Genomic DNA, 26508 nt, shown 5'->3' with positions numbered 1-26508 from the left:
ATTACTGGTTAAGATAGAAGGAATGAGGCATAATGTATACAGCATATAAAAAGGAGGCGGCAGCGGATTGGACGTGCTGTATTGGATTTTGATCGGCTGTGCATTTATCATTGCGTTTGTGGGACTTGTCTATCCAATCATTCCTAGTGTGGTTTTCATGGTTCTTGGGTTTATTTTATATGGGCTCTTTTTTAGCTTTGAGAAATTGACGCTCACCTTTTGGCTCATTCAAGCCATGTTTACAGCTGTGTTATTTGCCGCAGATTATGTCTCCAATCTGATTGGGGTGAAACGCTTTGGCGGCAGCCGGGCGGCCATTTGGGGAAGTACCATTGGGCTTTTAGCCGGTCCTTTTGTGATTCCGATTGCTGGAATTATCATTGGTCCATTTATCGGCAGTGTCATCGCAGAGCTGCTCGTTCATCAAAAAGATCTGAAGACAAGTGTGAAAGTTGGGCTTGGCTCATTAATTGGTTTTGTGTCAGGCGTATTTGCAAAAGGGTTGATTCAAGCACTGATGCTGGGACTCTTTTTGTTTTATGTGCTTCGCTAAATGGAAAATCGGTGTTTAACACTCTTTCTGAAGGGTTAAATACAAAATAAACACTGAAATGTTTCAGATCATGAGCAATAACGTTGAAACAAGCCGTTTCTTTTGATACTCTTTGATTAGGGTGAATTGCTTGCTTACTAAGGAAGCATTTCAGTACATACATTTCTAAGGAGGAATTTAACCATGGCTTTTAAACTTCCAGAATTACCATATGCTTACGATGCATTAGAACCACATATCGACAAGGAAACAATGACGATTCACCACACAAAACACCACAACACTTATGTAACAAACTTAAACAAAGCAATCGAAGGTGTATCAGCTCTTGAAGATCAATCAATTGAAGAGCTAGTGGCTAACTTGAACTCTGTGCCTGAAAACATTCGTACAGCTGTACGTAACAATGGCGGAGGACATGCGAACCACTCATTATTCTGGACGCTTCTTTCACCAAACGGTGGCGGCGCACCAACTGGTGAACTTGCAGATGCGATCGAAAAAGAATTAGGCGGATTTGAAAAATTCAAATCTGATTTCGCTGCAGCAGCTGCAGGACGCTTTGGTTCTGGTTGGGCATGGCTTGTTGTGAACAATGGCAAACTTGAAATCACAAGCACACCAAACCAAGATTCTCCTTTAACTGAAGGAAAAACACCAATCCTAGGACTAGACGTTTGGGAGCATGCTTACTACCTAAACTACCAAAACCGTCGTCCTGATTACATTTCAGCATTCTGGAATGTTGTGAACTGGGATGAAGTGGCTCGCCTTTACAGCGAAGCTAAATAAATGATTTGATTTGAAAAGACCTGCTTCTCTCTGAGAGCGGGTCTTTTTATATTTTCCCTCCTTTTTTTACATATCTGCCTTTTGATGAGACAGACTATTGTGTAGAAAAGGAGAATGAATGATATGAGCAGATTAAAGAAAATGTTCGGGGACATGGATGTCACAAGAGATTTATTGCTCCTCCTCACGATTGGCGGATTATACGCACTTGCGATTGCGCTTTCGAATACGTTTGTGAACGTGTATTTATGGAAACAGTCTGGGCGATTTACAGACCTTGCGATTTATAACTTGGCGATCGTTGTCCTTCAGCCCATTACCTTTTTATTTGCTGGTCGGCTCGCTAAAAAAATAGATCGTGCATTTGTCCTTCGTTTCGGTGTCATCTTCTTAGCCGCTTTTTACTTAATTGTTCTCATGGCAGGAGAGCAAGCGGCAGCTCGGCTCGTGTTATTAGGCAGTGTGCTTGGAATCGGCTATGGTTTTTACTGGCTTGCCTTTAACGTGCTCACTTTTGAGATCACTGAACCTGAAACAAGGGATTTCTTTAATGGATTTTTAGGAGTGCTTACCTCTACAGCTGGTATGATTGGGCCGCTCATTGCAGGAATTGTGATTTCTCAATTAACGGATGATACAGGCTATACAGTGATTTTCACTTTATCGCTTTTTTTGTTTTCACTAGCGGTTGTGATGAGTTTTTTCCTCAAGAGGAGACAATCAAAAGGAAAATTTATCATTAAGCAAATTTGGAAAGAGCGCCATGCGGACGAGAATTGGCGTAAGATCACAACTGCTCACTTTTTTCAGGGGCTCCGTGAAGGCGTGTTTGTCTTTTTAATCAGTGTCTTTGTGTTTATTGCAACAAACAGTGAGCTTGCTTTAGGCACATTTGGTCTAGTCAATTCAGGTGTTGCCTTTTTCGCCTATTTTTTTGCTACCCGTTTGATTAAGAAAAAATGGCGTAAAAAAGCGATTATGTTTGGCGGGCTTATTTTATACGGCGCTTTATTTTTAATCGTCTTTCACTTGTCCTATGTATCACTGCTTATGTACGCTGTAGCCATTGCGATCGGCTACCCGCTTCTGCTTGTTCCGTATGTCTCTTTAACTTACGATGTCATCGGTCATGCCAGATATGCAAGGAAAGCCCGAATTGAATATATTGTCGTCAGAGAACTATTTTTAAATGCCGGGCGTATTTGTTCGATTGTCTTTTTTCTTTTATCTGTCACCTTACTGGGCGATCGGCTTGGGATTCCTGCTTCACTTGTCGTACTCGGAGCGGGGCACACCCTTATTTATTATTTTGTAAAGGACATTCATTTAAAAGAGAAAACAGCTGATATAGAAGAGGCTGACGGTCAAAAGCCTGTTTCTCAAACGAACCTTATGAAGGGAGAAAGGTAAAATTTCTTACCAATGGAACATCAAATTTCTAGATAAATGATAGAAAAACCGCTAAAATGATGATGGCACCTTTTATACACAAAAAGGGGTGCCATTTCTTTCTTGATAGAAAAGGTGATGTGATGAGAAACAAGAAAAACAAAAAAGACGCGAAGGAAGGGCGCAAAACACTTCCGATCCGGCTGAATTTATTATTTTTAGCTGCGTTTATTATTTTTACCGGTGTTGTGGTCAGACTCGGTTTTGTGCAGATTGTGAATGGAGAAGATTATAAAAAGCAGGCAGAAAAACAAGAAGACGTAAATGTCAGCTCATCTGCTCCGCGCGGAAAAATTTATGATCGAAACTATAACACGATTGTCAGCAATAAAGCGCTAAATGCCATTACATATACGAGAACCTCGACGACTTCACAAGAAGAGCGGCTCAAAGTGGCAACAAAATTAGCAGATATGATTCATGTAAGTACGAAGAAAATCACAGATCGTGATAAAAAAGATTTCTGGATCTTAACCCATCCGAATGAAGCGAAAAAGCTTGTTCAAAAAGAAGCCGATTTAAAGGGTGACGAAAAGGTCTCTGATGATAAACTATACGAGCTCCAGCTAAAACGCATCACAGACAAGGAATTAAATCAACTGACGAAAAAAGATTTGCAAGTGCTTGCGATTAAAAGACAAATGGATGCAGGCTATGCACTTACGCCTCAATTCATTAAAAACGAAGATGTTAAACCAAGTGAAATTGCTTACGTCTCTGAGCATTTGGACGAGCTGCCAGGTGTAGATGTCACAACAGACTGGTCACGCAGCTATCCTTATAAAGGACTGCTCCGCAGTATGCTCGGCAGTGTGTCTTCAAGTGATGAAGGTCTTCCGTCGTCACTGCTTGAACATTATCTATCACTCGGCTACAGCCGAAATGATCGTGTAGGAAAAAGCTATCTTGAATATCAATATGAAGATGTCCTGCAAGGTCAAAAAGAAAAAGAACAAAGTACAACGGATAAAGAAGGCAATGTCACAAGCTCTAAAGTGTTAACAGAAGGAAAGAGCGGAAAAGACCTTGTGCTGACGATTGATATTCAGCTGCAAAAAGCGGTGGAAAAAATCATCGAAAAGAACTTGAAAAGTGCGAAGCAAAGAGGCGGCACAGAACTTCTTGATCGTGCGTTTGTTGTCATGATGGACCCGAGAAATGGGGAAGTGCTCTCGATTGCGGGTAAACAGATTACCAATAAGAATGGGACATACAAATTTGATGACTATGCACTAGGAACGATGACATCATCATATGCGATGGGATCAGCAGTAAAAGGGGCAACGGTACTGACAGGTTATAAAACAGGCGTCCTTCACATTGGAAGCACCCAATACGATGAACCGCTCTATATCGCTCAGTCACCGCCGAAAAAATCCTATCAAAATATGGGACTCATTAATGATTTAACCGCACTAGAACGTTCATCAAACGTGTATATGTTTAAAACAGCGATTGCAATTGGGAAAGGGGAATATCGTAAGAATCAGCCGCTCCCAATTGATACAAAGGCGTTTGATACGTTCCGTTACAATTTTAGTAAATTTGGTCTTGGAGTGGAGACAGGTATTGACCTGCCAAACGAAGCAACTGGCTATCGTGGAACGTCTACACAATCCGGTCTTTTACTTGACTATGCGATTGGACAATATGACACGTTTACACCGCTGCAAATGGCGCAATACGTTTCAACGATTGCCAATGGCGGCTATCGTTTACGTCCTCAGCTCGTAAAAGAAGTGAGAGAGCCAGATCCGCAAAGAGGCATTGGGGCTGTAACAGAGTCCGTCAAGCCGGATGTACTGAATAAGCTCGATATGACAAGTGATGAGATCAAACGCGTACAGCAAGGATTCAAGCTTGTGATGCAGAACCCAAGAGGGACAGCATATTCGAACTTTGGCAACAAAAAATACAATCCAGCTGGCAAAACAGGGACCGCTCAATCATTCTATGACGGCCCGATTAAAAGCAAACGCGGCACACCGACGTATAACACAACACTTGTTGCGTATGCGCCTGCTGATAATCCAGAAGTAGCGATTTCAGTTGTCGTGCCTTGGGTGTATCAAGATTACAACCAGCGCTATCCGATTACAAATGATATTGGTGAACAAGTATTAGACAAGTACTTTGAACTGAAATCAAAACAGGAAAGCAATGATACACAAGCGAAGAACAAAAACAAAATTGAAAATGAAGCAGAAACAAATAACTAGACCTATTCTAGGTAAAAACGCTCACTTTTTGTGGGCGTTTTTTTATATTTTCTTCAAACTTTTCGATATAAATTGACAAAAATCATAAAAAACCCCGCAATTTCTCTACAAATCTTCGACATTTACAAAACCTTAACATTCCATTTAAACGAAATTAATAAAGAACCTTTAATGTATTACTCGTAGGACAAATTATTCAGGGGGTATTCTTGAAATGAAAAAGAACAAATTATGGCTGCTTACTTTCCTTACTATCGCATTGTTAGCATTCGTCACAGCATGCGGAAACAGCAGCTCAAGCGGAGATTCAAAAGACAGTAAAGGAAATGCTTCAAACAAAGATGAGGCATCAGGTTCCATTACCATCTCAGGATCATCTGCGATGCAGCCTTTAGTTCTTGCGGCAGCAGAAAAATTCATGGATAAACATCCAAAAGCCGATATTCAAGTACAAGCCGGCGGTTCAGGAACAGGACTTTCTCAAGTATCAGAAGGATCTGTACAAATTGGGAACTCAGATGTATTCGCAGAAGAGAAAGACGGAATCGACGCAAAAGCTTTAAAAGACCACAAAGTAGCAGTTGTTGGAATGGCGGCAGCTGTTAACCCTGAAGTTGGTGTCAAAGACATCACAAAGGACGAATTGAAAAAAATCTTCACTGGTAAAATCAAAAACTGGAAAGAGCTTGGCGGGAAAGACCAAAAAATCACACTTGTGAACAGACCAGACTCATCAGGAACTCGTGCAACATTTGTGAAATATGCACTTGACGGCGCGACACCTGCAGAAGGAATCACAGAGGATTCTTCAAACACAGTGAAAAAGTTGATTGCAGAAACACCAGGTGCGATTGGGTACCTAGCATTCTCTTATTTAACAGATGACAAAATTACACCGCTTAGCATTGATGGTGTGAAACCAGAAGAAAGCAATGTAGAAAGCGGTAAATATACAATTTGGGCATACGAGCACTCTTATACAAAAGGTGAGCCAGACGGTTTAGCAAAACAATTTTTAGATTACTTGATGAGTGACGAAGTACAAAAAGAAATCGTTAAAGACCAAGGCTACATCTCAGTCTCTAATATGAAAGTAGAAAGAGACGCAACAGGCAAACAAACAGATAAGTAAAAGGTCTTGAATTGATGATGAAGGAAAAGTGGAGCTTTTCACTTTTCCTTTTATGACATTCATAGGAGTGTAGAAAAAGATGAAACAGATAGAACATACAGAAGCGAGCGATCGACTGATCAGCTCGAAAAAAAATAGGCAAATGGATGAAGTAAGAGGAAGTATTTTGGTGAAATTTTGCGCATTCTTAATGATTGCTGTATCAATTGCCATCACAATCTTCCTTGGCATTAAGGGTTTACAATCTTTCATCGTAAATGGTGTAAGCCCAATTGAGTTCTTAACCAGTATCAATTGGAACCCTACAGCGGAAAATCCGCAATACGGCGCATTTCCGTTTATCTTTGGTTCAATCGCTGTCACGCTTCTATCAGCACTCATAGCAGCACCGCTAGGCATCGCAGGAGCGATCTTCATGACAGAAATTGCACCTGCATGGGGACGGAAAATTCTCCAGCCAGTGATTGAATTGCTTGTAGGGATTCCATCCGTTGTTTACGGATTCATAGGTCTTACAGTATTGGTGCCGTTTATTGGACACTTTAAGTCAAGCGGTTCAGGGCACAGTGTTCTAGCAGGAACGATTGTCCTATCTATTATGATTTTGCCGACTGTTACATCCATTGCAACTGATGCAATGGCTTCACTTCCAAAAAGTTTACGTGAGGGATCGTATGCATTAGGCGCAACAAGATGGCAAACGATCAGACGTGTTCTTGTACCGGCAGCGCTTCCGACATTAATGACAGCGGTCGTGCTTGGAATGGCAAGAGCATTTGGAGAAGCCCTTGCCGTTCAGATGGTCATTGGAAACACGCGTAATCTACCAGAAAGTATTATGGACACAGCTGGTACATTAACAACCATTATTACGTTAAACATGGGACATACAACGTATGGAAGTGTTGAAAACAATACACTTTGGTCAATGGGACTTGTCCTTCTAGTTGTATCATTTATGTTCATACTCATTATCAGATACTTGTCATCTAGGAGGAAGATTTAATGAATAGCAAAATGACCGATCGTTTTGCCACAATTGTTTTTGGATTATGTGCCGCCATTATTACGGCGATACTTGTTGGCTTGTTTTCTTATATCATCTTCAACGGTGCCAAAGAATTAAATTTTGACTTTTTGACTACACGCTCAAGTGCGATTGGCTCTGGCGGCGGTATTAGGGATCAGCTGTTTAACTCGTTTTACATTCTATTTATTACAATGCTGTTTACCGTGCCTCTTGGCGTGGGCGGCGGGGTGTACATGGCAGAATATGCACCTCAAAACAAAGTGACTGATTTTATTCGTACATGTATTGAAGTGTTATCGTCTCTGCCATCGATCGTCATCGGTATGTTTGGTTTGCTGATGTTTGTTAATTTAACAGGATGGGGCTATACGATCATCGGAGGAGCCCTTGCGCTGACTGTCTTTAACCTGCCAGTGATGGTCAGGGTGACAGAAGATGCACTTCGATCTGTACCGAAGGATCAAAAGGAAGCATCGCTTGCGCTCGGTGTGACAAAGTGGCATACAGTGAAGACGGTTCTGATCCCAGGTGCGATTCCATCCATTATTACCGGAGCGATTTTAGCATCGGGAAGAGTTTTCGGTGAGGCGGCTGCTCTTCTTTTCACAGCAGGTCTTTCAACACCGCGTCTTGATTTTACAAACTGGAGTCCTTTCTCCGATACGTCACCACTGAATATTTTTAGACCGGCAGAAACATTAGCCGTTCATATATGGAACGTCAATACACAGGGGATTATTCCAGATGCAGAGGCCATTGCAAATGGTGCATCAGCCGTACTTGTGCTCTCTGTATTAGTATTCAACTTAGCAGCTAGATGGCTTGGTTCATTTATTCATAAGAAGCTTACGTCAAAATAAATAGTGAGAGGTGTGAAGGGGAAATGGTTCAAATGCTAGCAGAAAAAAAAGAGATTGCAGCAAAAAAGGCTCCACTTCAAGCGGAACAGATTCTACAGGTGCAGGATTTAAGTATTTATTATGGTGAAAAAAGAGCAGTCAATCAAATTTCATTTGAAATTGAAAAAAATGCAATTACTGCATTAATCGGCCCATCAGGGTGCGGAAAATCGACTTTTTTACGCAGCATTAACCGCATGAACGACCTAATTCCAAGTGCACGAAGTGAAGGGGCGATCATGTACGAAGGGTTAAATATTTTGGATGACCGTATTAATGTGGTGAATTTAAGAAGAGAAATCGGGATGGTCTTCCAAAAGCCAAATCCATTTCCTAAATCCATCTACAACAACATTACGCATGCGCTAAAATATGCGGGTGAAAAAAGGAAATCAGTGCTTGATGATGCGGTAGAAGAAAGCTTAACAAAGGCAGCGCTATGGGATGAGGTCAAAGATCGCTTGCACCGCTCTGCTTTATCATTATCAGGTGGCCAGCAGCAGCGTCTCTGTATTGCACGTACCCTTGCGATGAAACCTAGCGTGCTTTTATTAGATGAACCGGCTTCTGCCTTAGACCCGATCTCAAATGCAAAAATTGAAGAGCTATTATCGGAATTAAAACATGATTATTCGATTGTCATTGTCACACACAATATGCAGCAAGCGTTACGTGTATCTGATCATACAGCCTTTTTCCTGAACGGTGATCTAGTGGAATACGATGCGACTGAACGTATCTTTACACGTCCTGCGCAGCAAAAAACAGAAGACTATATTAATGGTCGATTCGGATAAGGCGGGTGGATTTTGATGAATGCAGTAGCAACTGAAACAGCCAAAAAAGAAGTGTTTCGTGTGAATGATATGAACCTTTGGTACGGACAACATCACGCACTGAAGCATATTGATTTAGACATTAAAGAGCATGAGGTCACAGCGATTATCGGTCCGTCCGGCTGCGGAAAGTCAACATTTATAAAGACCTTAAATCTCATGGTCAAAACAGTGCCAGGTGTGAAAATCACGGGGGATATGATGTATAACGGTGACAATATTTTAAAAGGCCGTGTCGATCTAGTGGAACTGCGTAAAAACGTCGGGATGGTCTTTCAAAAAGGAAACCCATTCCCTCAATCTATCTTTGATAATGTCGTCTACGGGCCAAGAATTCACGGGGTGAAGAGCAAGCAGCAATTGAAAGAAATCGCTGAAAAAGCGCTTCGTGATGTTGCCCTTTGGGATGAAGTGAAAGATCGATTAAGTGCGCCTGCATTAGGTCTTTCTGGTGGTCAGCAGCAGCGTCTTTGTATCGCAAGAGCCATTGCCACAAGCCCGGATATTCTATTAATGGATGAACCAACATCTGCGCTTGATCCTGTTTCAACATTAAAGATTGAAGAATTAATCATGAAACTAAAAGAGAAATATACGATTGCCATTGTGACGCATAATATGCAGCAAGCGGCAAGGGTATCAGACCGAACAGCGTTCTTTTTGATGGGCGAGCTTGTTGAGGTCAATGATACGAATGTGATGTTTTCAGAGCCAAATGATCAAAGAACAAATGATTATATATCAGGACGATTTGGATAATCAAAAACCCCCTGGAGGTCAATGCCGCCAGGGGGTTTTTTGATGTTATTTTGTTAAGGCTTTGACAATTTGTTTGAATGTCATACCTGTTTTTAAATTGAATTTGCCGGCACGAATTTCTTTATGGTAGCCTGCGTCTATCACGTAATCATTAAAATCTTTAGACGAGTTGATGATTCCGTCCTTTTCAAGCATGTCTGAAACATCACTTGTGCTCATACCGTTTTTAATCACGAATTTAACCGTTTTGCCTTTTGGCTTGTCCGTTGTTTGTTTATCGTTCTGAGAATCGCCGTCTTCATTTGCTTTCAGCGCTTTTTCTTTATAATCAAGAAGTTGTTGATATGTTTCACGGCTGACGGAGACTTCTTTTTTAGAGTCTAAGTAATTTTTCACGTCAGTGTCTGTCACTTTTGCTGCGAGGGTTTCTTTTGTTGTAGAATCAGCTGCCGCTTCATCTTTTCCAGTAAGGAAAAAGACGATCGCCAGAACACCAGTTGCAAGAATCATACCTGCTGCAAACGTTTGGATGCTTTTTTTCGTCATACAAGCACCCTCTCGTTGTCTTTAATGATCATGTTCACATCTTCTACAGATACATGCTCAGCGCGCGCAATCGCCTCAGGAGACATGCCATTTTGATGCTTTGAAATGATTTGTCTTGCAATAGATGGATCAATTTCTGAATGCTTGCGGACAACGATGTTTGTTTCAAGCAATTCTTCTTCAAGAACCTTCATTTTCTTTTTCAGTTTATAGATTTCTTGCATTGCAGATAGTTGAAGTGTTTCAAGTTCCTGTTCGACTTCTTTAATCGGCTCTCTTTGAAAATATGAGAATGCGATCAGTACAATACTGACAACAAGCAATCCGATAATTGCAATTTCCATGTTTCATCACCTTTTATTCATATTTTAATGCTGAAAGCCAAAAAAGGCTCTCATGATTGTTTCAGACAGTTTTCGACCCTTCTTTTTTATACCATAAAAAAGCTAGTTTCAAAAGGAATTGCTGAAAAAATCACCTTTTTTTCATCATTTTTCTTTTTATAGGGAAACCAAGTATGAAAACCTTACCCGCTGTTAAAATAAAAGAAGACGGATCAGATGAAAAAAAGCTGTGGAACAAAGAGGGGGTTCTCATGTATACAGTACGACAAAGAACGTGTTTTTATAGGGGAGAAGGCGATTTTTCATCACATGACCAGACAATATGGATCAGGATGCGGGGGGAATGCATTGAAAAATGAAATTGGTGAAAAAACATTCTAGCATTCCTTAGCTAGAAGTGGTATTATAGTTAGGTCTGAATGTGAATTGATTTTAGTTTGGAGGGAAAAACATGCGCGTAAATATTACTCTAGCTTGCACTGAATGCGGTGAGCGTAACTATATTACTAAAAAGAATAAGCGAAACAATCCAGATCGCGTTGAATTCAAAAAGTATTGCTCACGTGATAAAAAACAAACTTTACATCGTGAAACAAAGTAAGCAGCAGGGAATTTTCCTGCTGTTTTTTTATGATGGGAGATGATCTGTGTGAAAAAAGAGCTTCGTCTTCAAACATTAGCTAAGCTTGATCAGATGAGTGCTAAGGAATTCGAGCGAAGCACCGCTTTCCTTCATGAGCACTTGTTTCAGCTGCCAGCATGGAAACATGCAAATACGATTGCGCTCACTATGTCTAGAGGAAAAGAGATACCGACAATGCCTCTGATTGAAAAAGCATGGCAGGAGGGGAAAACAGTATGTGTACCGACCTGTTTCCCGGAAACAAAAGAGATGACGTTTTATGAATATACACCGGAAACGAAGATGATATCCCGCTACTTTGGGCTAACAGAGCCAGACCCTCAGGTGTCGGCTGCTGTACATAAAGAAGAAATCGATTTGATCATTGTTCCTGGGGTATGCTTCGATCAACAAGGCTACCGTATTGGATTTGGGGGCGGCTATTATGACCGCTACTTAGCGGACTATCACGGTGTAACCATTGCCCTTTGTCTGTCATTACAGCAAATCGAGTATGTGCCGGCTGAAGCGCATGACATATCGGTGTCTATGATTGTCAGTGAAAAAGGTCTGTTATATCAAAAGTAAAAGTCCGCTGCTTGCCCATTGAACGGGCTTTTTGGCGTTTCATTAGAGTCATGGCATTTTAGCTGATAGGAGGTTCGTTTTGAAAAAATTTCGTGGAAAGAAAAGATACTTCCGCAATGTGTGGGAGGAAGTGAATACTTGTGACCTAATACTCGATCATGATTCATGGTTTTATTTTTGGCATACGCACCTTGATTTTTCTGGAGTTGGGGAAAATAGCTTAAAAATAAGAAGAGAGCATATAAAAGCTCATATCGCTTTATACAATAGGCTGCTAAAGCAGCTTGAAGCATTTAAAAAGCCATACCAAACATGGATTTGTATTCACGAACATGACCCTGGTTTAGACGCCGTATATGTTCATACGCCAAATCCGAACGACAATTACTTCCCTCATAAGATGGAAAAGTTAGAGGCGAATTGTAAGCTACCTCATACGTTCAAGGATTTAGTGGATCTTCATCAATTTGATGTTTCCTGTTATCAATCAGAGGGTGAAGAGGTTTTTTATATTCAATCAAAAGAACAGGGGATTAGATTGTGAAGGCTGGCTAATGAAAGGAACCATTCAAAGTGATAAAAACGATGGTTCATGCATAAACAAATCCTATTTAAGCCACGATACCAACATAGGAGGGAATATGATGAATAAAATGATTTGGAGCATTGTGTTCACACTGTTTGCATTCGTACTCGTGCAAAACCGTTATCGGCTGATGAATTTGATTTTAGGTCAAAATCAAGTGCGTCACCTTTTTATTAAATGGCTGATGAAAATCCCATATTTTCGGACGAAATTTATTCGCCAAGCATTCTAATCCCGCAAACGCCGGGATTTTTTTTGTTTAGAAATGCGGATAAGTACGATTCTTGCTATAATAATGTAAAAAATGGAGCGCGAATGAATGAATGTCATAGATAGTCTATTTTGGCGAGTTGTTGATGAACTAAGACAAAAAGGATACGAGATGATTCAAAGTCCGTACCCAGAAGATGAAATCTTTTTTGAAGCACCACGAAACTCAGGATATGATCTCATCCGTCTATATAGAAGAGATGTGAATTTTAGACAGGAGATCGTTCGAGATATGGAAGAGCAGGCCTTTCGGATGAATCAATTAAGAGAAGCCATGCGTAAACGTTCTCTTCATCTCCTGCAGCTACAATTTACAGCTGATCATCCAGTAGATGATTGGGAAGACATAAACGGTCAACCGCAAAAACAGCAAAAGGTGACGGTGACACCTGTTTTACTGAATGAAGAAACCCTTCAAAACGATGGACACGAGCTGCAAAAATGGCTGAATACATCACTCTCGATTGATGTAGAAGAGGCGAAGGCAGATACAGCCGAAGATGTGATGCAGCTTAAAATGAACGTGCTTCAGGCATTTCAAGATCAGGAAAAGCAGCGTGAACGAGAACGGGCTGTTTTTCAAAATGGCAGACCGATTTTTACCTACTTGTTAATCGCAGTTCAAGTGGTGATGTTTCTTTTACTCGAATTATCTGGTGGAAGTACCAATACAGCCACTTTAACAGCATTTGGTGCGAAGAATAATGTGCTGATACTAGAGGGTGAATGGTGGCGTTTTGTGACACCTATGTTTTTACACATTGGTTTGACGCATTTACTCTTTAATACATTTGCTCTTTGGTCCGTTGGGGCGGCTGTTGAGAGAATTTATGGTTCAGGAAGATTTTTGCTGATTTATTTGATTTCCGGCATCTTTGGCTCCATAGCGAGCTTTGTGTTTAATACAGCCATCGCAGCAGGAGCATCAGGTGCGATCTTTGGCTGTTTAGGCGCATTGCTATATTTAGCGATCTCTAACCGGAAGCTCTTCTTTCGTACGATGGGGACAAATATTATCGTGATTATCCTCATCAATTTAGGGATAGGTTTCACTGTATCAGGGATTGATAATGCAGGGCATCTTGGGGGGCTCGCTGGGGGATTTTTAGCCGCTTTAGCGGTCCGTCTTCCTAAACAGTTTCAGCCTGTCAAAATGCTTCTTGCTAGTTTTCTTCTCCTCCTTATTGGCGGCTTTGGATTGTATACAGGGTTTCATTCAGACGATCAAAAAGAAGCTGCGGCAACTAGCGAGGCAGCGAGTTTATTTGATGAAAAGAACTATAGCGAAGCAAGTCAGCGTCTAGAGGAATTTGTAAAGCAAAAGGATGCCTCAGCTGAAGCACTTCATATATATGCGCTTTCCGAAGCGCAGCTTGGACATCTTGACAAGGCCATTGAGTATTTGCAAAAGTCGCTTGAAAAAGATCCAAATGAGCCGAATAAATTGTATCACTTATCGTTGTTGTATGTAGAAAAAGGCGAGACAGCGGAAGCAGACGACTTCATCGAAAAAGCATTAAAACAAGATCCGCAAAATGACCGATTTTTAAAGTTGAAACAATATATTGAAAACACTCAAACACGTTGAATGACTTGACTGAAAGCGCATTTATGAATACGCTTATCCTATCTGTTGATTTAGAGAAATGGTGAAAATAATGAAAACGTTATATGATGTACAGCAGCTGCTCATGAGATTTGGAAATTACGTGTATTTCGGAGATCGTGAAGTGGAATTAGAATTTATGGCAGATGAATTGAAGGAAATGTACACATCGGGCATCATCGATCGAACTGAATGGTCAAACGCAATGACCATCCTTCAAATGGAACTAGCCAAATTAAATCGAAAAACAATGTGAAGGTGGAGGACATATGACAGGGGATTGGTTTGTAGGAGTTGATCTTGGCGGTACGACAATTAAGCTTGCGTTTATTAATCTTTATGGTGAAATTCAGCATAAGTGGGAGATTCCTACGGATAAATCTGGGCAGACAATTACAGTCGACATTGCCAAGTCAATTGACCATAAACTAGTTGAGATCAGCATGCCGAAATCAGCCCTAATTGGGATTGGTATGGGGGCACCGGGACCAGTGGGTAAAGTATCCGGAATTGTCTATAAAACAACGAATCTGGGCTGGACAAACTATCCCTTAAAAGACCATTTAGAGGCAGAGACAGGACTTCCATCTGTCATCGAAAATGATGCGAACATTGCTGCACTCGGTGAAATGTGGAAGGGTGCAGGTGATGGCGCCAAAAACATCCTGATGGTTACACTGGGCACAGGGGTTGGCGGCGGTATTATTGTCAATGGAGAAGTGGTTCAAGGCGAAACAGGTGCTGGTGGAGAAATTGGTCATATTTGTGCCGTTCCATTTCAAGGAGCACCATGTAACTGCGGGAGAACAGGCTGTATTGAAACCATTGCGTCTGCCACAGGTATCGTCCGAATCGCAAAGGATTCATTACAAACAAAGAGCCATACATCATCACTTGGCTCACTTACTTCGCTGTCTGCAAAGGATGTATTTGAGGCAGCAGAAAACGGAGACGAACTGGGGATGCGTGTCGTAGATGAAGTGACAACCCATCTTGGTCTTGTCCTTGCGAATCTGGCTAGTGCCTTAAACCCAACAAAAATCGTCATTGGCGGGGGTGTATCTAAAGCGGGCGAGCTTCTTCGCAGTAAAGTAGAGCGTGTCGTCAAACATCATGCCTTCCCGCCATGTGCTGAGGATGTTGAAGTGGTAATTGCCTCACTAGGAAACGATGCAGGCGTGATCGGCGGTGCATGGATGGCAAAAAACAAGTGGCTGTCTTGAACAAAAATGTCATAATGATGTCATTTTTATTAAAATCAGCGATAGATAGGCATGAAATTGAATGATTAGCATATTCATAAGTTTGTCATGGGGAAAAAGACATTGATTTTCCATCATAGACAGGATAAGATATACTTTAGTTATTTTTGAAGAAGCACCAATAATTGGGGATGTCCCTAACCTGAGTGCGTTTTTAGCATAAGGAGGTTACAATGCGAAAGAAAAGATTAAAGGCGATTTCATTTTTACTGATTGCGACTTTGTTAATGTGGGTGAAAACCTATGTTATCTATAAATCTAGTTTTAATATCAAAATTGAAAATTTCATGCAGGAATTTATCCTGTTTATTAATCCGCTTAGCTTTCTCTTGTTTATCTTCGGTATCGGTTTATTCTTTAAAGAAAAAAATCGCAATCGATATATCATTGTGACGAGTTTTGTTCTGACATTTATTTTGTTAGCTAACATTGTATTTTATCGATTCTACAGTGATTTTCTAACCATCCCCGTCCTATTTCAAACAAACAATATGGGTGACCTCGGGTCAAGTATTACCTCTTTAATTGAACCAGTTGATTTTCTGATGTTTGTTGATATCATCATTTTAATTTGGCTCTATAAAAAACAGCCTTCCTTTAGAACAGATGTAACGATTTCACGTAAGGGACGTGCAGCTTATTATTTATTTGTGGCAGCCACTTTCTTTTTTAACCTTGGTTTGGCTGAAACAGAAAGACCAGAGCTGTTAACTCGTTCATTTGACCGAGAGATGCTAGTGAAAAACATCAGCTTATATAACTTCCATATTTATGATGGGGTTCTGCAATCGAAGCAATCCGCTCAGCGAGCACTTGCCGACAGCAATAGCTTAACTGAAATTGAAAACTATGTAAGCGCAAATCAAACAGACCGTAATGAAAAGACGTTTGGTCAAGCAAAAGGACGAAATGTCATTCTAGTATCGCTTGAGTCTACCCAGAGCTTTGTGATCAATGAAAAATTGAATGGGAAAGAGATCACGCCGTTCTTAAACAAATTGATCAAGAAAAGCTACAATTTCAGTAATTTCTATCATCAAACGGGTCAAGGGAAAACATCCGACTCCGAGTTTATTGTTGATAATTCACTCTATCCGCTTGGAAGAGGAGCTGTATTTTTCACAAATCCAAGCAACGAGTTCAAAGCCGCACCTGAGTTGTTAAAAGAGGAAGGCTATCATTCTTCTGTTATTCATGCGAATAACAAAAGTTTCTGGAACCGTGATCTGATCTATGACAGCTTTGGCTACGACAAATTTTTTGATATTAAATCATTCGATGTAAATGAAGAAAATTCAGTTGGCTGGGGACTAAAAGATGGTCCGTTTTTTGAGCAGTCAGTGGATTTAATGAAAACGATCCCGCAACCGTTTTATACGAGATTGATTACATTAACGAACCATTTTCCATTTGACTTAGATGAAGAAGATAAGCTCATTGATGAATATGACTCAAAGAGCAAAACGTTGAACAAATACTTCCCTACAGTGCGTTATCAAGATGAGGCACTAAAGCTTTTCTTTAAAAAAATGAAGGAAGCAGGGTTATACGATAACTCCATTTTTGTGTTATATGGTGATCACTACGGAATTTCTGAAAACCATAACGAAGCAATGGGACAATTCTTAAACAAAGACATTACACCTTTTGAAGAAGTTCAGCTTCAAAAAGTACCATTTGTTGTACACATTCCTGGTATCACGGATAAACATCCAAAAGAGATTGATACAGTTGGCGGCCAAGTGGATATCCGTCCAACAGTCATGAACCTTCTAGGAATCGATACAAGTAAGCAAATTCAATTTGGTCATGACCTATTATCAAAAGATACAAATGACTTCACAGTGCTTCGAGATGGAAGTTTTATTACGAAGGACAGTGTTTTCACAGCTGGTGTGTGCTACAACAAAGAAACGGGTGAGCCGAGAGAAGATGAGTCTGGTTGTCAGTCTTATGAAGAAAAGGCAAAACAAGAGCTTCAATTCTCTGATCAAATTATCTATGGAGATCTCCTTAGATTTTATGACCGAAACAACTCGGACCATTCACCATCTAAAAAAGAAGATGACACTGAGCTAAAAAAGGCGTCTTAATTTAAAAGAAAACCTCTGCTATTTACATGCAGAGGTTTTCTTTTTTTACTTACTGGTTCATATAGTGTGAGAGGGGAGGGATGTAAATGAAAAAGTCGTTTGGCACAATTGAATGGCATCTGGATGAGGCAAGGAAGGAGGATGTGGCAAAGCAGCTTGGTATAGGGAAAGAAGCTTTCCGTTTGTCCAATCAGTCAAATACGGAGCACCTCCTTTTACCGGGGTATAGACTTCCAGAGGGGAGCCATTCATTTCAATCGGTAGGTGATGTGCAAAGCTTCATTGCGCCTTATCGGCTCCAGCAATCAGATGATTGGATCAGCGGAACATTTGAATATGATAGCGCTCACTTAGAACGAGAGCTTCAATATTTGAAAGCTGTTTTTCCTTTTCTTCAGTTGAGTGTGATTGGTCAATCAGTGCTTGATACGCCCATTTATGAAATCCGTACGGAGCCTGTACAACATTTACATTCCATACATGTTAATGCCTCTTTTCATGCAAATGAATGGATCACGACCTCCGTTTTATTAAAATGGCTTAAATCACTTTGTTTAGCGGCCTCGGACCCAGTGCAAGCAAGACATCACGAAGCGGTTCGTATATTGCAGACCACTGCTTTGTCTATTGTCCCGATGGTAAATCCAGACGGTGTTGATTTGGTTCGCAATGGTCCAGAATCTTTAGGGCTGCGCCGTGAGGAGTTCGCACCGCTAAATGGTGGATTTTCCGATTATCGAGAATGGAAGGCGAATATTCGAGGAATTGATTTAAACAATCAATTTCCTGCCTATTGGGAAATCGAATATTATCGTAATAAGCCGAAGGCACCGTCTTATAGGGATTTCCCAGGGCATCAGCCGTTAACAGAACCAGAAGCGAAAGCAATGGCACATCTCGCCTTACGAAAACGCTTTGACCGGCTAATTGCCCTTCATACACAAGGAGAAGAGATATACTGGGGGTTTCTTGGCCACGAACCGGCCATTTCAAAAGAGACGGTCGAACGGTTAGAACGGGTGAGCGGTTACAAAGCGATTCAATATCTTGATAGCTATGCAGGTTATCGAGATTGGTTTATTTATCAATGTAAAAGTGAGGGCTATACGGTGGAACTTGGGCGAGGAAAGAACCCGCTTTCTATGAGTCAATTTGATTCGATCTATGAAAAAACAAAGCGGTTATTGTGGGAAGCATGTAAGTATTAAAAGCACCTAATTGGTGCTTTCAGCGTGTAGACAAACCCTCGCATTCTTTGTCAGTCCTGCGTGCCGGTGCTCACGAAGGTAAAAGTCTCTCCGCACCAGTACTCGTCCTTCCTAGGGCTGCAAAGGTTTTCTATCACGCTGAAAAGAAGACAAAGGGCTAAAATTAAGTTCATTTTCGCCCTTTGTCAACAATCTTTTAATACGTTCAAACCAATCAATTTCTTATGGTCAATAAAAACCGTGCTGATGTGATTGACGAGAGCATCCCTGTAAGCTATTGTGAAAGAGTGGTTGTAAAAAAAAGGATATGAATTAGGGAGATGTCGATGATTGAATGCTCAAAGCCTGTGGAAACGGAATTTTACTTATCTATTTGTTTCTAAAATGTGTAAAATTACTGCTGATAGTTTATCTTTTAACACCATTTTGTGGCTTTTAGTGCTAGGGGGAAAAGGAGCAATTGGAACAGCATTTTTTATTGCCGTTAGTTTTGTCCCTCAAGCCATTATTGGGCCGTTTATTACCCCAATGATGAAGCCGCATCAATTGAAATTTTGGATGTGCTTTGCTGATTTAACTCGGGCGGCGATTATACTTGTGATTGTGGTGAGTTACTTTTATGATTTTTCTCCTTTGGCACTCATCATTGGCGGTATGTTGCTGCATTCAGCGACTGGTGGTTCCTATGAACCAGCTTCGGTGTCCATTATTCCAAAGCTTGTGCATGAAGATGTGATACAAAAGGCGAATGCAACCATTCAATCAGCCAGTCATGTGGTCAGGCTTGTGACTGTGACGATTTGTGGTGTCATGATTGCATTTGTAGGGGTAGGATATACAATGCTTGTCATTATTCCTCTTTACCTCATGTCTGCTTTGCTGGTTTTGCTGATTACATATAAAACGGAAGCGATCATGGATAAAGGAAAAAAAGGATTATCATACGGAAAACGATTAATAAGAGGATTTTCACTTGTGAAAAGTCATCATATTTTGTTTCCATTAGCCATTTTTTGTGTCTGCTCCAATTTTGCTGCGGCACCGTGGGAGGCATTGTCGGTTATTTATTTAACAGAAGATTTACATAGTGGACCAGTAGTATATTCATTCATCAAAGTGACCACGGCATTAGGTGCATTTTTGATGGGATTCGTTTTAACAAAGGTGAAAGTGAATCGATACGGTCTGTTGTTTATCGGGGCAGGGATCGTTGATGGAATTGCATTTTTCATTACAGGGATGAATGCTTTATTACCACTTGTGTTTATATCTGCATTTGCCTTAGGTGCAGCCATCAGTGCAGTCAATGTACCTGAACATACGATGATTCAATTGTCAGTAAAAGCGGAGGATCAGCCGCAAGTGTATGCGATTATTAACATGATCTCGTATTTAATGATACCGTTAGGCGCTCTCATTGGTGGTTATATGGCGACGTTATTCGGTTCAGGTTATGTCATTGCAGCAGGAGGACTGATAGAGGCTATTTCAGGTATATGCTTGCTCCTTTTCACAAATATTGGGAAGGTAGAGAGAGCAGATTTGACGATAGAACGGGACAAACCAAGCTTAAACGCCACATGATCATGGCATTTTTGAATCACGATGGGTTACAATGAGAACGAGAAAGAAATAGTATGTCATTGAAAGGAGCAAGAACCATGGCGATAGCAGATGTCACCATCATTCCAATAGGCACTGAGACACCAAGCGTGAGTGCATATGTAGCAGACGTACAAAGACTGTTAGAGGGCTTTCAACAAGAAGGGAAAATCAAATATCAGCTCACACCAATGAATACTTTAATTGAAGGGGAGCTATCCGTTTTATTTGAGGTCATTCAGCGTATTCATGAAGCTCCATTTGAAAAGGGTTTACACCGAGTAGCAACCAATATCCGCATAGATGACAGAAGAGATCAAACGACCACCCTTTCAAGCAAATTAGAAAGCGTGAATAAACATTTGAATCAATAGAAAAAGCCTGCTTATTGCAGGCTTTTAGCGTGTAGACAAACCCTCGCATTCTTTGTCAGTCCTGCGTGCTGGTGCTCACGAATATCAAATTCGCTCCGCGCCAGTACTCGTCCTTCCTAGACTGCAAAGGTTTTCTATCACGCTAAAAAGAAGACAAAGGGTTAAAATCAAGTTCATTTTAGCCCTTTGTCAACAATCTGAAAGCCTGCTTATTGCAGGCTTTTAATGTGCAGTTGGATAACCGCTATAGATGATGGTCATGACGGTAAACCATCCAAAAACCAAAAATGTGGCGCCAGCGAAAGCAATGGCCAGTACGTTCACTTTTTTGAGTGAGCGATAGATGCCGAGAGCGGCTAAAATCGTGACTAGACCAAAAATAATGACGAGCATCATATGAAAGTCCCCCTTTGTCATCAATCCCCTTGATTTCCTTTCTTTTCATTTTAACCGTTTTCATAAAGCTTGTCGAGTACATTCAAGTTGACGATTGTTTGAATTTTTATTGAATAGCCTTCATAATAAAAAAGAATGAAAAAAGTAGTAGGTGATGAAAATGAATTGGAGAAGAATGCCGCTAGGCTATGTGCAAGCGAACGCATATATTTGGAAAAATGAACAGGGAGAATGTTTAATTTTTGATCCAGGCGGCGAAGCGCAAAAGCTAATTTCTTATGTGAAAGAAAAACAGCTGAAACCACTTGCTGTCTTATTGACACATGCCCATTTTGATCATATTGGTGCAGCAGATGAGGTGCGTCAAGAATGGGGAATTCCGCTTTATGTCCATGAAAAGGAAAAAGAATGGCTGACAAATGCTCAGCTAAACGGTTCAGCTCGACTAATTGGTAACGGAATTACGGTCAAAGAAGCTGAACAATTGATTACGTCAGAAGGACCTCTTCAAATTGGATCGTTTACATTAGAAATGTTCCACACACCAGGTCATTCACCTGGCAGTGTGTCTTACTATTCAGCGGAAGAGGGATTTGTCATTTCTGGTGATACTTTATTCCAAGGCGGTATCGGGAGAACTGATTTAACGGGCGGTAATCAAGACGTGTTGCTTCAATCGATACATGACAAATTGTTGTCATTGCCAGAATCAACTCTTGTGTTAAGTGGACATGGCGAGGAAACAACTGTGCTTACAGAACAGGAGCAAAATCCGTTTATCAATGGGTTTTCTTTATAATAGCACGCACGAAAAAAGCATCTCTTTCAAAAGAGATGCTTTTTTCTATTAATGTCCGGTACCGGGAACCATGATGAAAATCGAATAATATGTAAATCCGGCAAAGAAAATCGTCAAGTACGCTCCGAAAATGTAAATATACATTCTTTCGGATAAATTCAAGTAGGATAAAAATACAAAAAGAACGGTTTGACCGAAGAACAGCAAGGATGCATCTTTCATATGTCCTAAATAGAACATGACAGCAAAAATACCCGTCCAAAACCCAAGAACGCGGAACATGCGATTCATTTCTTTCCCTCCCCTTAAAAAACCCCTTTGATTCATATTATAGCTGATGATCACTTGTTATGTAAACATTTACATTTTTGACAACGTGTGAACATTCATTCTTTCGTTAGAAAAAATTTTTTTGAAAAAGTGATGAAAAAGTGTTTATGCCTAAATGCATGAGGGTACTTAGTCCATAAGAGAAAAGGTTAACGACCTAAGGAGGAAGACTAATGAGTGACATTACTTTTTATTCATACCCAAGCTGCACGTCTTGCCGCAAAACAAAACATTGGTTAAAGGCGAATCAAATTGATTTTAAAGAGCGTCACCTTTTCAGAGAAACGCCAACACTAGACGAATTGAAAAAAATCCTGTCCTTAACAACAGAAGGAATGGATGAAATTTTAGCTACTCGAAGCCAAGCTTTTAAAAGCTTAAATTTAAATATTAATGATTTAAAAGTAAATGAGGTACTTCAGCTTCTCATTGAAAAACCAAAGCTGCTCCGGAGACCTATTATCATTGATGGAAATAAATTAGTGGTCGGCTATAATCCAGGGGAACTCATGAAAATTTCAAAAAAGAAAGCGATTCATCAATCGGTTTCCTAATCAAAAACGAAGATCAGCTGAATGATGTTTCAGCCGTCTTCGTTTTTGTGCTGAACTGGGCTAGCTGGGTTCGAACCAACGATCACGGAGTCAAAGTCCATTGCCTTACCACTTGGCTATAGCCCAATATGAAACGTGTAATGCTATTGTTCACCATCTGCGGTCATTTATACATAAAAAGTTGGTTGTCACTAGTTGTAAGTGAAAAAGGAGCGAACGACAGAAATGAAAAATGAAAAATCTGAGCAATTATATGAATTTATTCTTAAAGAAGCCCCTGTCATGACCGAAGAATGGCTGAAAACAAGAACAGAAGAAGGCTCATTATATTCCAAACATGCTTCAGAGGAGACAGAAAAGAAGCTGAAAGAACAAAACACAGCATTTATTCAAACGATTGCAGCAACGTTAGTCACGCTATCAGATAAAGTAGAAGACCATCTAAAAAAGTGGTCAGTTGATATTGCCCGCGATCGAGCTGTTCATGAAGTACCTTTATATGAAATCATCGGACAATTTAAGGTGTTCCGCCACATTTTTTGTTCCAGAATTGAGACCTTTACACAACAAACGGAGCTTGAAGTGACACTCAAAGATGTGTGCGATTGGAATCAGCATTTTCACGCCACATTTGATGACATGATTGCACGTTTATCAGAAGAGTATGACCGCGTGACAATCAATCAGCTTAATGCACAAAGAGAAATGATTCAAGAGCTTAGTGCGCCTGTTATTCCAGTTTCAAAAGAGATCGGTATTTTGCCGCTGATTGGTGAAATTGATACGTACCGGGCGAAAATCATTTTGGAATCAGTACTAGAACAGGCATCTAGACTGCGTCTAACCCATTTATTTATTGATATATCTGGCGTTCCCGTTGTTGATACGATGGTTGCTTATCAGTTGTTTAAAGTGGTCGATAGTGCGAAGCTGCTTGGAATTGAGACGATTATATCAGGCATTCGCCCAGAAATCGCTCAAACTGTAGTGAAACTCGGTATTGATTTCTCAAAAGTAAATACTGAACACAGCCTTGCAAAAGCTTTAGAAAAAAGAGGATTTCGTATCTTTGAAGAGCAGCAGCAAGAAGCAACGTGAACCAAAAAATGTTACTAGTAAAAGTAACGGGTCCATTGACAAGGAGAAACAATATAATGAGCATATGAATGAGATGACCAATTCGCATACAGATTTGGTCTCTTTTTTTACCCATAAATCAGACACGAAATGATATTCTTTATCTTCAAATCAGTAATCTATTAAGGAGGATTAAATTTGGAGACACCTTGTAACAGATCATCCAGAATGAAAGAACCAAATGAAATAATCATCAAAAAGAGGTGCCGATAGCACTTCTTTTTTATTTTTTCCTCTGAACAGAACCCGTTGTTGTAAAAGTCAAATTTTTTGATATGTCCTTCTGTTATTTATAGATGAAATACACCTCAAATTGAACATTTTTAACCTTTTTCAGTCATGAAAATCATGAAATACGCTTTTGTCAGGCACGTTACGCCATCATACAATATGGTCACTGAAAGGAGTGAACCACTTGTATGGTATTGAATATTTGGGGCAAGAGCTGTTAGAAGAGGCGTGCCGAATGAGAGCATCTGATGTGCATATTGTTCCGAGAGAAAAGGAAGCTTCAGTCTCTTTTCGTGTAGACGCTGACCTCATTCAGCAGCGGATCATTGACAAAAAGAGCGGAGAGCGGCTCATTGCTCATTTCAAATTTTTATCTTCTATGGATATTGGTGAAAGAAGGAGACCACAAAATGGATCATTGGCTGTGATGCTAAGACGTGGTCAAGTGTTTGTTCGGCTCTCTACACTACCAACTGTAAATGATGAAAGTCTAGTGATTCGGATTTTACCGCAGGATCATGTGCCTAAAACAAAGTATTTGTCACTGTTCCCGAAAGCTTCAACGAGATTATTATCGTTTCTGAATCATTCGCATGGGCTCATTTTATTTACAGGACCAACAAATTCAGGGAAAACGACAACACTTTATTCATTGATCCAGTTTGCCAAAAAACATTTTAATCGAAATATTATTACCCTTGAAGATCCTGTGGAAACAAGAAATGAAGAAGTGCTGCAGGTTCAAGTAAATGAAAAAGCTGGTATCACGTATGCGGCAGGTTTACGCGCTATTTTAAGACATGATCCAGATATGATTGTGCTTGGAGAAATAAGAGATGCGGAAACAGCGAGAACAGCTATTAGAGCAGCTTTGACAGGTCATTTAGTCATGAGCACACTGCACGCAAAGAATGCAAAAGGAGCTCTTTATCGAATGCTCGAATTTGGTGTGACGATGAATGAACTCGAACAAACAATGGTTGCCATTGCTGCTCAGCGGTTAATCGAACTCGCATGTCCATTTTGCGGCGAAACGTGTGAGCTTTATTGCAAACTAAATCGGTCAGTCAGACGAACAAATGTATTTGAATTGCTTTACGGAAAGGAGCTTGGTGAGTGTATCAAAGAGGCAAAAGGAGAGTACGCTCATTCGTCATACGAAACACTGCAAAGATTAATTCGGAAAGGAGTGGCACTCGGCTATTTATCAAAAAGCACATATCATCGCTGGGTTTATGAAGAAGCGAACCTCTAAAGCCTGGTCTAAAAAAGAACAAGCTGAATTCTTATCGAAACTGGCTCAATTGATTCAAGCCGGATATACATTGGTTGAGGCATTAACGATGGTGAATATTCAATTATCAAAAAAACAGCAACAGCGATTAACGCCAGGCATTCAGTGGCTGCTTGAAGGGGAGCCTTTTTACGTTGTACTTGAGCGACTTCATTTTCAGCGGGAAGCCGTCGCTATTCTTTGTTTTTCAGAGAAACATGGCAGCCTAGCGCGAGCTCTTGAACAAAGCGCCCGGTTTTTAGAGAAAAAAATCATGCAGGTAGACACATTCAAGCGTATGTTACGATATCCGATTTTTCTTATGTTTACGGTTTTTGTTGTGCTCATCATTGTTCAGCAAATGATCGTCCCTCAATTTTCTTTATTATATTCATCTATGAATACAAGCATGTCATGGCTGATTCAAGGAATGTTTGGCCTCTTCCAATTCCTACACGCTTTGCTGCTCATGATCGGTTGTATATGTATCTGTCTTTTTGGATATTATGAGCTCTTTTTTAAGAAAAAATCGACCCTTGAGAAACTAAAAGTCATCAGCAGGCTGCCGGTGGTATTTAAAGGGGTGCAGCTGACGCATACGTATCTTTTTTCCCTTCAACTAAGCGGACTTCTTCAAGCTGGGTTATCGATTTACGAAAGTTTGCAAGCTTTTAAACAGCAGACCTATTTACCCTTCCTTCAAGAAATGTCTGAACAAATGATAGGAGAGTTAAGAAAAGGTGAGAGTATGGAACATCAAATAAGCCGGTCTCCTTTTTTCGAAAGGCATTTTGCGGCTGTCATTAAGCATGGGGAAGCAAGTGGGATGCTAGCAAGAGAAATGTACACATATAGTCAATTTCTTTTAGAGAATGCAGAATTGAAAATTGAAAAATGGGTTTCATGGCTGCAGCCTGTCATCTATGGCTTAACAGCATTTCTTATACTCATTGTGTATTTATCTATTCTTTTACCAATGTATCAACTAATGGAACAAGTGTGAAAAGGAGGACTAAAG

29 protein-coding genes and 1 tRNA gene are annotated in these 26508 nt (G+C 40.4%); 25 read left to right on the top strand and 5 right to left on the bottom strand.

Features of this window, described 5'->3' with window-relative positions; genetic code table 11:
• Positions 1-67: 67 nt before the first annotated feature.
• The 9 genes from LCD32_RS11055 to pstB (LCD32_RS11015) all read left to right on the top strand — a co-directional run bounded on the left by LCD32_RS11055 (position 68) and on the right by pstB (LCD32_RS11015) (position 9669).
• Complete coding sequence (locus LCD32_RS11055) at positions 68-553, top strand: DUF456 domain-containing protein (RefSeq protein ID WP_224563767.1); 486 nt, start codon at positions 68-70, stop codon at positions 551-553.
• 183 nt (positions 554-736) lie between these two features.
• The gene (gene sodA / locus LCD32_RS11050; RefSeq protein WP_007501264.1) at positions 737-1345 is read left to right on the top strand and encodes a superoxide dismutase SodA; all 609 of its coding nucleotides are present in this window, start codon (positions 737-739) and stop codon (positions 1343-1345) included.
• Positions 1346-1468: 123 nt separating this feature from the next.
• Positions 1469-2755, top strand: a complete 1287-nt coding sequence (locus LCD32_RS11045; protein ID WP_008342348.1) for an MFS transporter — start codon at positions 1469-1471, stop codon at positions 2753-2755.
• Positions 2756-2877: 122 nt separating this feature from the next.
• Positions 2878-5013, top strand: coding sequence for a peptidoglycan D,D-transpeptidase FtsI family protein (locus tag LCD32_RS11040; protein ID WP_035702956.1), 2136 nt, complete (start codon positions 2878-2880; stop codon positions 5011-5013).
• A 214-nt stretch (positions 5014-5227) separates the two neighbouring features.
• The gene (locus tag LCD32_RS11035) at positions 5228-6145 is read left to right on the top strand and encodes a phosphate ABC transporter substrate-binding protein (RefSeq protein WP_007501261.1); all 918 of its coding nucleotides are present in this window, start codon (positions 5228-5230) and stop codon (positions 6143-6145) included.
• Positions 6146-6224: 79 nt separating this feature from the next.
• A complete protein-coding gene (gene pstC / locus LCD32_RS11030) occupies positions 6225-7151 on the top strand; it encodes a phosphate ABC transporter permease subunit PstC (RefSeq protein ID WP_017357999.1) in 927 nt (308 codons plus the stop codon).
• Positions 7151-8035 (top strand): phosphate ABC transporter permease PstA, encoded by an 885-nt coding sequence (gene pstA / locus LCD32_RS11025; RefSeq protein ID WP_007501259.1) that lies wholly within the window; start codon positions 7151-7153, stop codon positions 8033-8035. Before pstC ends, pstA begins: the two co-directional genes overlap by 1 nt.
• A gap of 23 nt (positions 8036-8058) precedes the next feature.
• A complete protein-coding gene (pstB, locus tag LCD32_RS11020; RefSeq protein ID WP_060781194.1) occupies positions 8059-8871 on the top strand; it encodes a phosphate ABC transporter ATP-binding protein PstB in 813 nt (270 codons plus the stop codon).
• A 15-nt stretch (positions 8872-8886) separates the two neighbouring features.
• Positions 8887-9669, top strand: coding sequence for a phosphate ABC transporter ATP-binding protein PstB (gene pstB, locus LCD32_RS11015; protein WP_017367606.1), 783 nt, complete (start codon positions 8887-8889; stop codon positions 9667-9669).
• A gap of 45 nt (positions 9670-9714) precedes the next feature.
• Here pstB (LCD32_RS11015) and LCD32_RS11010 read toward each other — a convergent pair whose 3' ends face one another.
• Positions 9715-10215, bottom strand: coding sequence for an endolytic transglycosylase MltG (locus LCD32_RS11010; RefSeq protein ID WP_008342335.1), 501 nt, complete (start codon positions 10213-10215; stop codon positions 9715-9717).
• Positions 10212-10559, bottom strand: a complete 348-nt coding sequence (locus LCD32_RS11005) for a hypothetical protein (RefSeq protein ID WP_003217285.1) — start codon at positions 10557-10559, stop codon at positions 10212-10214. The genes LCD32_RS11010 and LCD32_RS11005 overlap by 4 nt, the downstream gene beginning before the upstream one ends.
• A gap of 451 nt (positions 10560-11010) precedes the next feature.
• On the opposite strand from LCD32_RS11005, the gene rpmG reads away from it, so the two are divergent.
• From rpmG to LCD32_RS10950, 11 genes are all read left to right on the top strand, one after another.
• Positions 11011-11160 carry a 50S ribosomal protein L33 gene (gene rpmG, locus LCD32_RS11000; protein WP_008360061.1) on the top strand — a complete coding sequence of 50 codons (150 nt, stop codon included), beginning with the start codon at positions 11011-11013 and terminating at the stop codon, positions 11158-11160.
• A gap of 48 nt (positions 11161-11208) precedes the next feature.
• Entirely contained in the window at positions 11209-11769 is a 561-nt protein-coding gene (locus LCD32_RS10995) for a 5-formyltetrahydrofolate cyclo-ligase (protein ID WP_035702759.1), read from the top strand.
• Between the two features lie 79 nt (positions 11770-11848).
• Positions 11849-12313, top strand: a complete 465-nt coding sequence (locus tag LCD32_RS10990) for a hypothetical protein (RefSeq protein ID WP_007501250.1) — start codon at positions 11849-11851, stop codon at positions 12311-12313.
• Between the two features lie 100 nt (positions 12314-12413).
• Positions 12414-12587 (top strand): hypothetical protein, encoded by a 174-nt coding sequence (locus LCD32_RS10985; protein ID WP_165378921.1) that lies wholly within the window; start codon positions 12414-12416, stop codon positions 12585-12587.
• 87 nt (positions 12588-12674) lie between these two features.
• On the top strand, positions 12675-14213 hold the full coding sequence (locus LCD32_RS10980) for a rhomboid family protein (protein ID WP_224563764.1): 1539 nt from the start codon (positions 12675-12677) through the stop codon (positions 14211-14213).
• 70 nt (positions 14214-14283) lie between these two features.
• Positions 14284-14487: a YqgQ family protein gene (locus LCD32_RS10975; protein ID WP_008342322.1), complete on the top strand. Its 204-nt coding sequence runs from the start codon at positions 14284-14286 to the stop codon at positions 14485-14487.
• A 13-nt stretch (positions 14488-14500) separates the two neighbouring features.
• The gene (locus LCD32_RS10970; protein ID WP_224563760.1) at positions 14501-15454 is read left to right on the top strand and encodes an ROK family glucokinase; all 954 of its coding nucleotides are present in this window, start codon (positions 14501-14503) and stop codon (positions 15452-15454) included.
• A gap of 212 nt (positions 15455-15666) precedes the next feature.
• On the top strand, positions 15667-17586 hold the full coding sequence (locus LCD32_RS10965; protein ID WP_025207626.1) for an LTA synthase family protein: 1920 nt from the start codon (positions 15667-15669) through the stop codon (positions 17584-17586).
• An 86-nt stretch (positions 17587-17672) separates the two neighbouring features.
• A complete protein-coding gene (locus LCD32_RS10960; protein ID WP_224563757.1) occupies positions 17673-18794 on the top strand; it encodes a M14 family metallocarboxypeptidase in 1122 nt (373 codons plus the stop codon).
• A 330-nt stretch (positions 18795-19124) separates the two neighbouring features.
• Positions 19125-20378 (top strand): MFS transporter, encoded by a 1254-nt coding sequence (locus LCD32_RS10955; protein WP_039170371.1) that lies wholly within the window; start codon positions 19125-19127, stop codon positions 20376-20378.
• Positions 20379-20455: 77 nt separating this feature from the next.
• Positions 20456-20770 carry an MTH1187 family thiamine-binding protein gene (locus LCD32_RS10950; protein ID WP_017367597.1) on the top strand — a complete coding sequence of 105 codons (315 nt, stop codon included), beginning with the start codon at positions 20456-20458 and terminating at the stop codon, positions 20768-20770.
• Positions 20771-20992: 222 nt separating this feature from the next.
• Here the strand turns inward: LCD32_RS10950 and LCD32_RS10945 are convergent, their stop codons facing one another.
• Complete coding sequence (locus tag LCD32_RS10945; protein WP_003217333.1) at positions 20993-21166, bottom strand: DUF2759 domain-containing protein; 174 nt, start codon at positions 21164-21166, stop codon at positions 20993-20995.
• A 160-nt stretch (positions 21167-21326) separates the two neighbouring features.
• Between LCD32_RS10945 and LCD32_RS10940 the strand changes: the two genes are divergently transcribed.
• Positions 21327-21965: an MBL fold metallo-hydrolase gene (locus LCD32_RS10940; protein WP_017357989.1), complete on the top strand. Its 639-nt coding sequence runs from the start codon at positions 21327-21329 to the stop codon at positions 21963-21965.
• A 48-nt stretch (positions 21966-22013) separates the two neighbouring features.
• Here LCD32_RS10940 and LCD32_RS10935 read toward each other — a convergent pair whose 3' ends face one another.
• Positions 22014-22256: a DUF2626 domain-containing protein gene (locus tag LCD32_RS10935; RefSeq protein WP_003217440.1), complete on the bottom strand. Its 243-nt coding sequence runs from the start codon at positions 22254-22256 to the stop codon at positions 22014-22016.
• Positions 22257-22468: 212 nt separating this feature from the next.
• On the opposite strand from LCD32_RS10935, the gene LCD32_RS10930 reads away from it, so the two are divergent.
• The gene (locus tag LCD32_RS10930) at positions 22469-22849 is read left to right on the top strand and encodes a Spx/MgsR family RNA polymerase-binding regulatory protein (RefSeq protein WP_007501232.1); all 381 of its coding nucleotides are present in this window, start codon (positions 22469-22471) and stop codon (positions 22847-22849) included.
• A 55-nt stretch (positions 22850-22904) separates the two neighbouring features.
• On the opposite strand, the gene LCD32_RS10925 is transcribed toward LCD32_RS10930, so the two are convergent.
• A tRNA-Gln gene (locus LCD32_RS10925) sits at positions 22905-22975 on the bottom strand.
• Positions 22976-23074: 99 nt separating this feature from the next.
• On the opposite strand from LCD32_RS10925, the gene LCD32_RS10920 reads away from it, so the two are divergent.
• The 3 genes from LCD32_RS10920 to comGB all read left to right on the top strand — a co-directional run bounded on the left by LCD32_RS10920 (position 23075) and on the right by comGB (position 26493).
• Positions 23075-23947: an STAS domain-containing protein gene (locus tag LCD32_RS10920; RefSeq protein WP_035390819.1), complete on the top strand. Its 873-nt coding sequence runs from the start codon at positions 23075-23077 to the stop codon at positions 23945-23947.
• Positions 23948-24401: 454 nt separating this feature from the next.
• Positions 24402-25472, top strand: coding sequence for a competence type IV pilus ATPase ComGA (gene comGA, locus LCD32_RS10915; protein WP_058214148.1), 1071 nt, complete (start codon positions 24402-24404; stop codon positions 25470-25472).
• On the top strand, positions 25453-26493 hold the full coding sequence (gene comGB, locus LCD32_RS10910; RefSeq protein WP_060781189.1) for a competence type IV pilus assembly protein ComGB: 1041 nt from the start codon (positions 25453-25455) through the stop codon (positions 26491-26493). Before comGA ends, comGB begins: the two co-directional genes overlap by 20 nt.
• The last annotated feature ends 15 nt before the right edge of the window (positions 26494-26508 follow it).

The organism is Bacillus sp. RSS_NA_20 (assembly GCF_020165915.1).
Taxonomy (GTDB): Bacteria; Bacillota; Bacilli; order Bacillales; family Bacillaceae; genus Bacillus; species Bacillus altitudinis.
This window is presented reverse-complemented; position numbering and strand designations above follow the sequence as displayed.

Coding starts and splice junctions, on each gene's coding strand:
- LCD32_RS10935 (WP_003217440.1), bottom strand. CDS start 22,256: ATGAATCGCATGTTCCGCGTTCTTGGGTTTTGGACGGGTATTTTTGCT.
- rpmG (WP_008360061.1), top strand. CDS start 11,011: ATGCGCGTAAATATTACTCTAGCTTGCACTGAATGCGGTGAGCGTAAC.
- LCD32_RS10985 (WP_165378921.1), top strand. CDS start 12,414: ATGAATAAAATGATTTGGAGCATTGTGTTCACACTGTTTGCATTCGTA.
- pstB (WP_060781194.1), top strand. CDS start 8,059: ATGGTTCAAATGCTAGCAGAAAAAAAAGAGATTGCAGCAAAAAAGGCT.
- LCD32_RS10965 (WP_025207626.1), top strand. CDS start 15,667: ATGCGAAAGAAAAGATTAAAGGCGATTTCATTTTTACTGATTGCGACT.
- pstC (WP_017357999.1), top strand. CDS start 6,225: ATGAAACAGATAGAACATACAGAAGCGAGCGATCGACTGATCAGCTCG.
- LCD32_RS11010 (WP_008342335.1), bottom strand. CDS start 10,215: ATGACGAAAAAAAGCATCCAAACGTTTGCAGCAGGTATGATTCTTGCA.
- LCD32_RS11005 (WP_003217285.1), bottom strand. CDS start 10,559: ATGGAAATTGCAATTATCGGATTGCTTGTTGTCAGTATTGTACTGATC.
- LCD32_RS11045 (WP_008342348.1), top strand. CDS start 1,469: ATGAGCAGATTAAAGAAAATGTTCGGGGACATGGATGTCACAAGAGAT.
- LCD32_RS10960 (WP_224563757.1), top strand. CDS start 17,673: ATGAAAAAGTCGTTTGGCACAATTGAATGGCATCTGGATGAGGCAAGG.
- LCD32_RS10980 (WP_224563764.1), top strand. CDS start 12,675: ATGAATGTCATAGATAGTCTATTTTGGCGAGTTGTTGATGAACTAAGA.
- LCD32_RS10945 (WP_003217333.1), bottom strand. CDS start 21,166: ATGATGCTCGTCATTATTTTTGGTCTAGTCACGATTTTAGCCGCTCTC.
- LCD32_RS10920 (WP_035390819.1), top strand. CDS start 23,075: ATGAAAAATGAAAAATCTGAGCAATTATATGAATTTATTCTTAAAGAA.
- LCD32_RS11040 (WP_035702956.1), top strand. CDS start 2,878: ATGAGAAACAAGAAAAACAAAAAAGACGCGAAGGAAGGGCGCAAAACA.
- sodA (WP_007501264.1), top strand. CDS start 737: ATGGCTTTTAAACTTCCAGAATTACCATATGCTTACGATGCATTAGAA.
- comGB (WP_060781189.1), top strand. CDS start 25,453: ATGAAGAAGCGAACCTCTAAAGCCTGGTCTAAAAAAGAACAAGCTGAA.
- LCD32_RS10940 (WP_017357989.1), top strand. CDS start 21,327: ATGAATTGGAGAAGAATGCCGCTAGGCTATGTGCAAGCGAACGCATAT.
- LCD32_RS10950 (WP_017367597.1), top strand. CDS start 20,456: ATGGCGATAGCAGATGTCACCATCATTCCAATAGGCACTGAGACACCA.
- LCD32_RS10970 (WP_224563760.1), top strand. CDS start 14,501: ATGACAGGGGATTGGTTTGTAGGAGTTGATCTTGGCGGTACGACAATT.
- LCD32_RS10975 (WP_008342322.1), top strand. CDS start 14,284: ATGAAAACGTTATATGATGTACAGCAGCTGCTCATGAGATTTGGAAAT.
- pstA (WP_007501259.1), top strand. CDS start 7,151: ATGAATAGCAAAATGACCGATCGTTTTGCCACAATTGTTTTTGGATTA.
- LCD32_RS11035 (WP_007501261.1), top strand. CDS start 5,228: ATGAAAAAGAACAAATTATGGCTGCTTACTTTCCTTACTATCGCATTG.
- pstB (WP_017367606.1), top strand. CDS start 8,887: ATGAATGCAGTAGCAACTGAAACAGCCAAAAAAGAAGTGTTTCGTGTG.
- LCD32_RS10930 (WP_007501232.1), top strand. CDS start 22,469: ATGAGTGACATTACTTTTTATTCATACCCAAGCTGCACGTCTTGCCGC.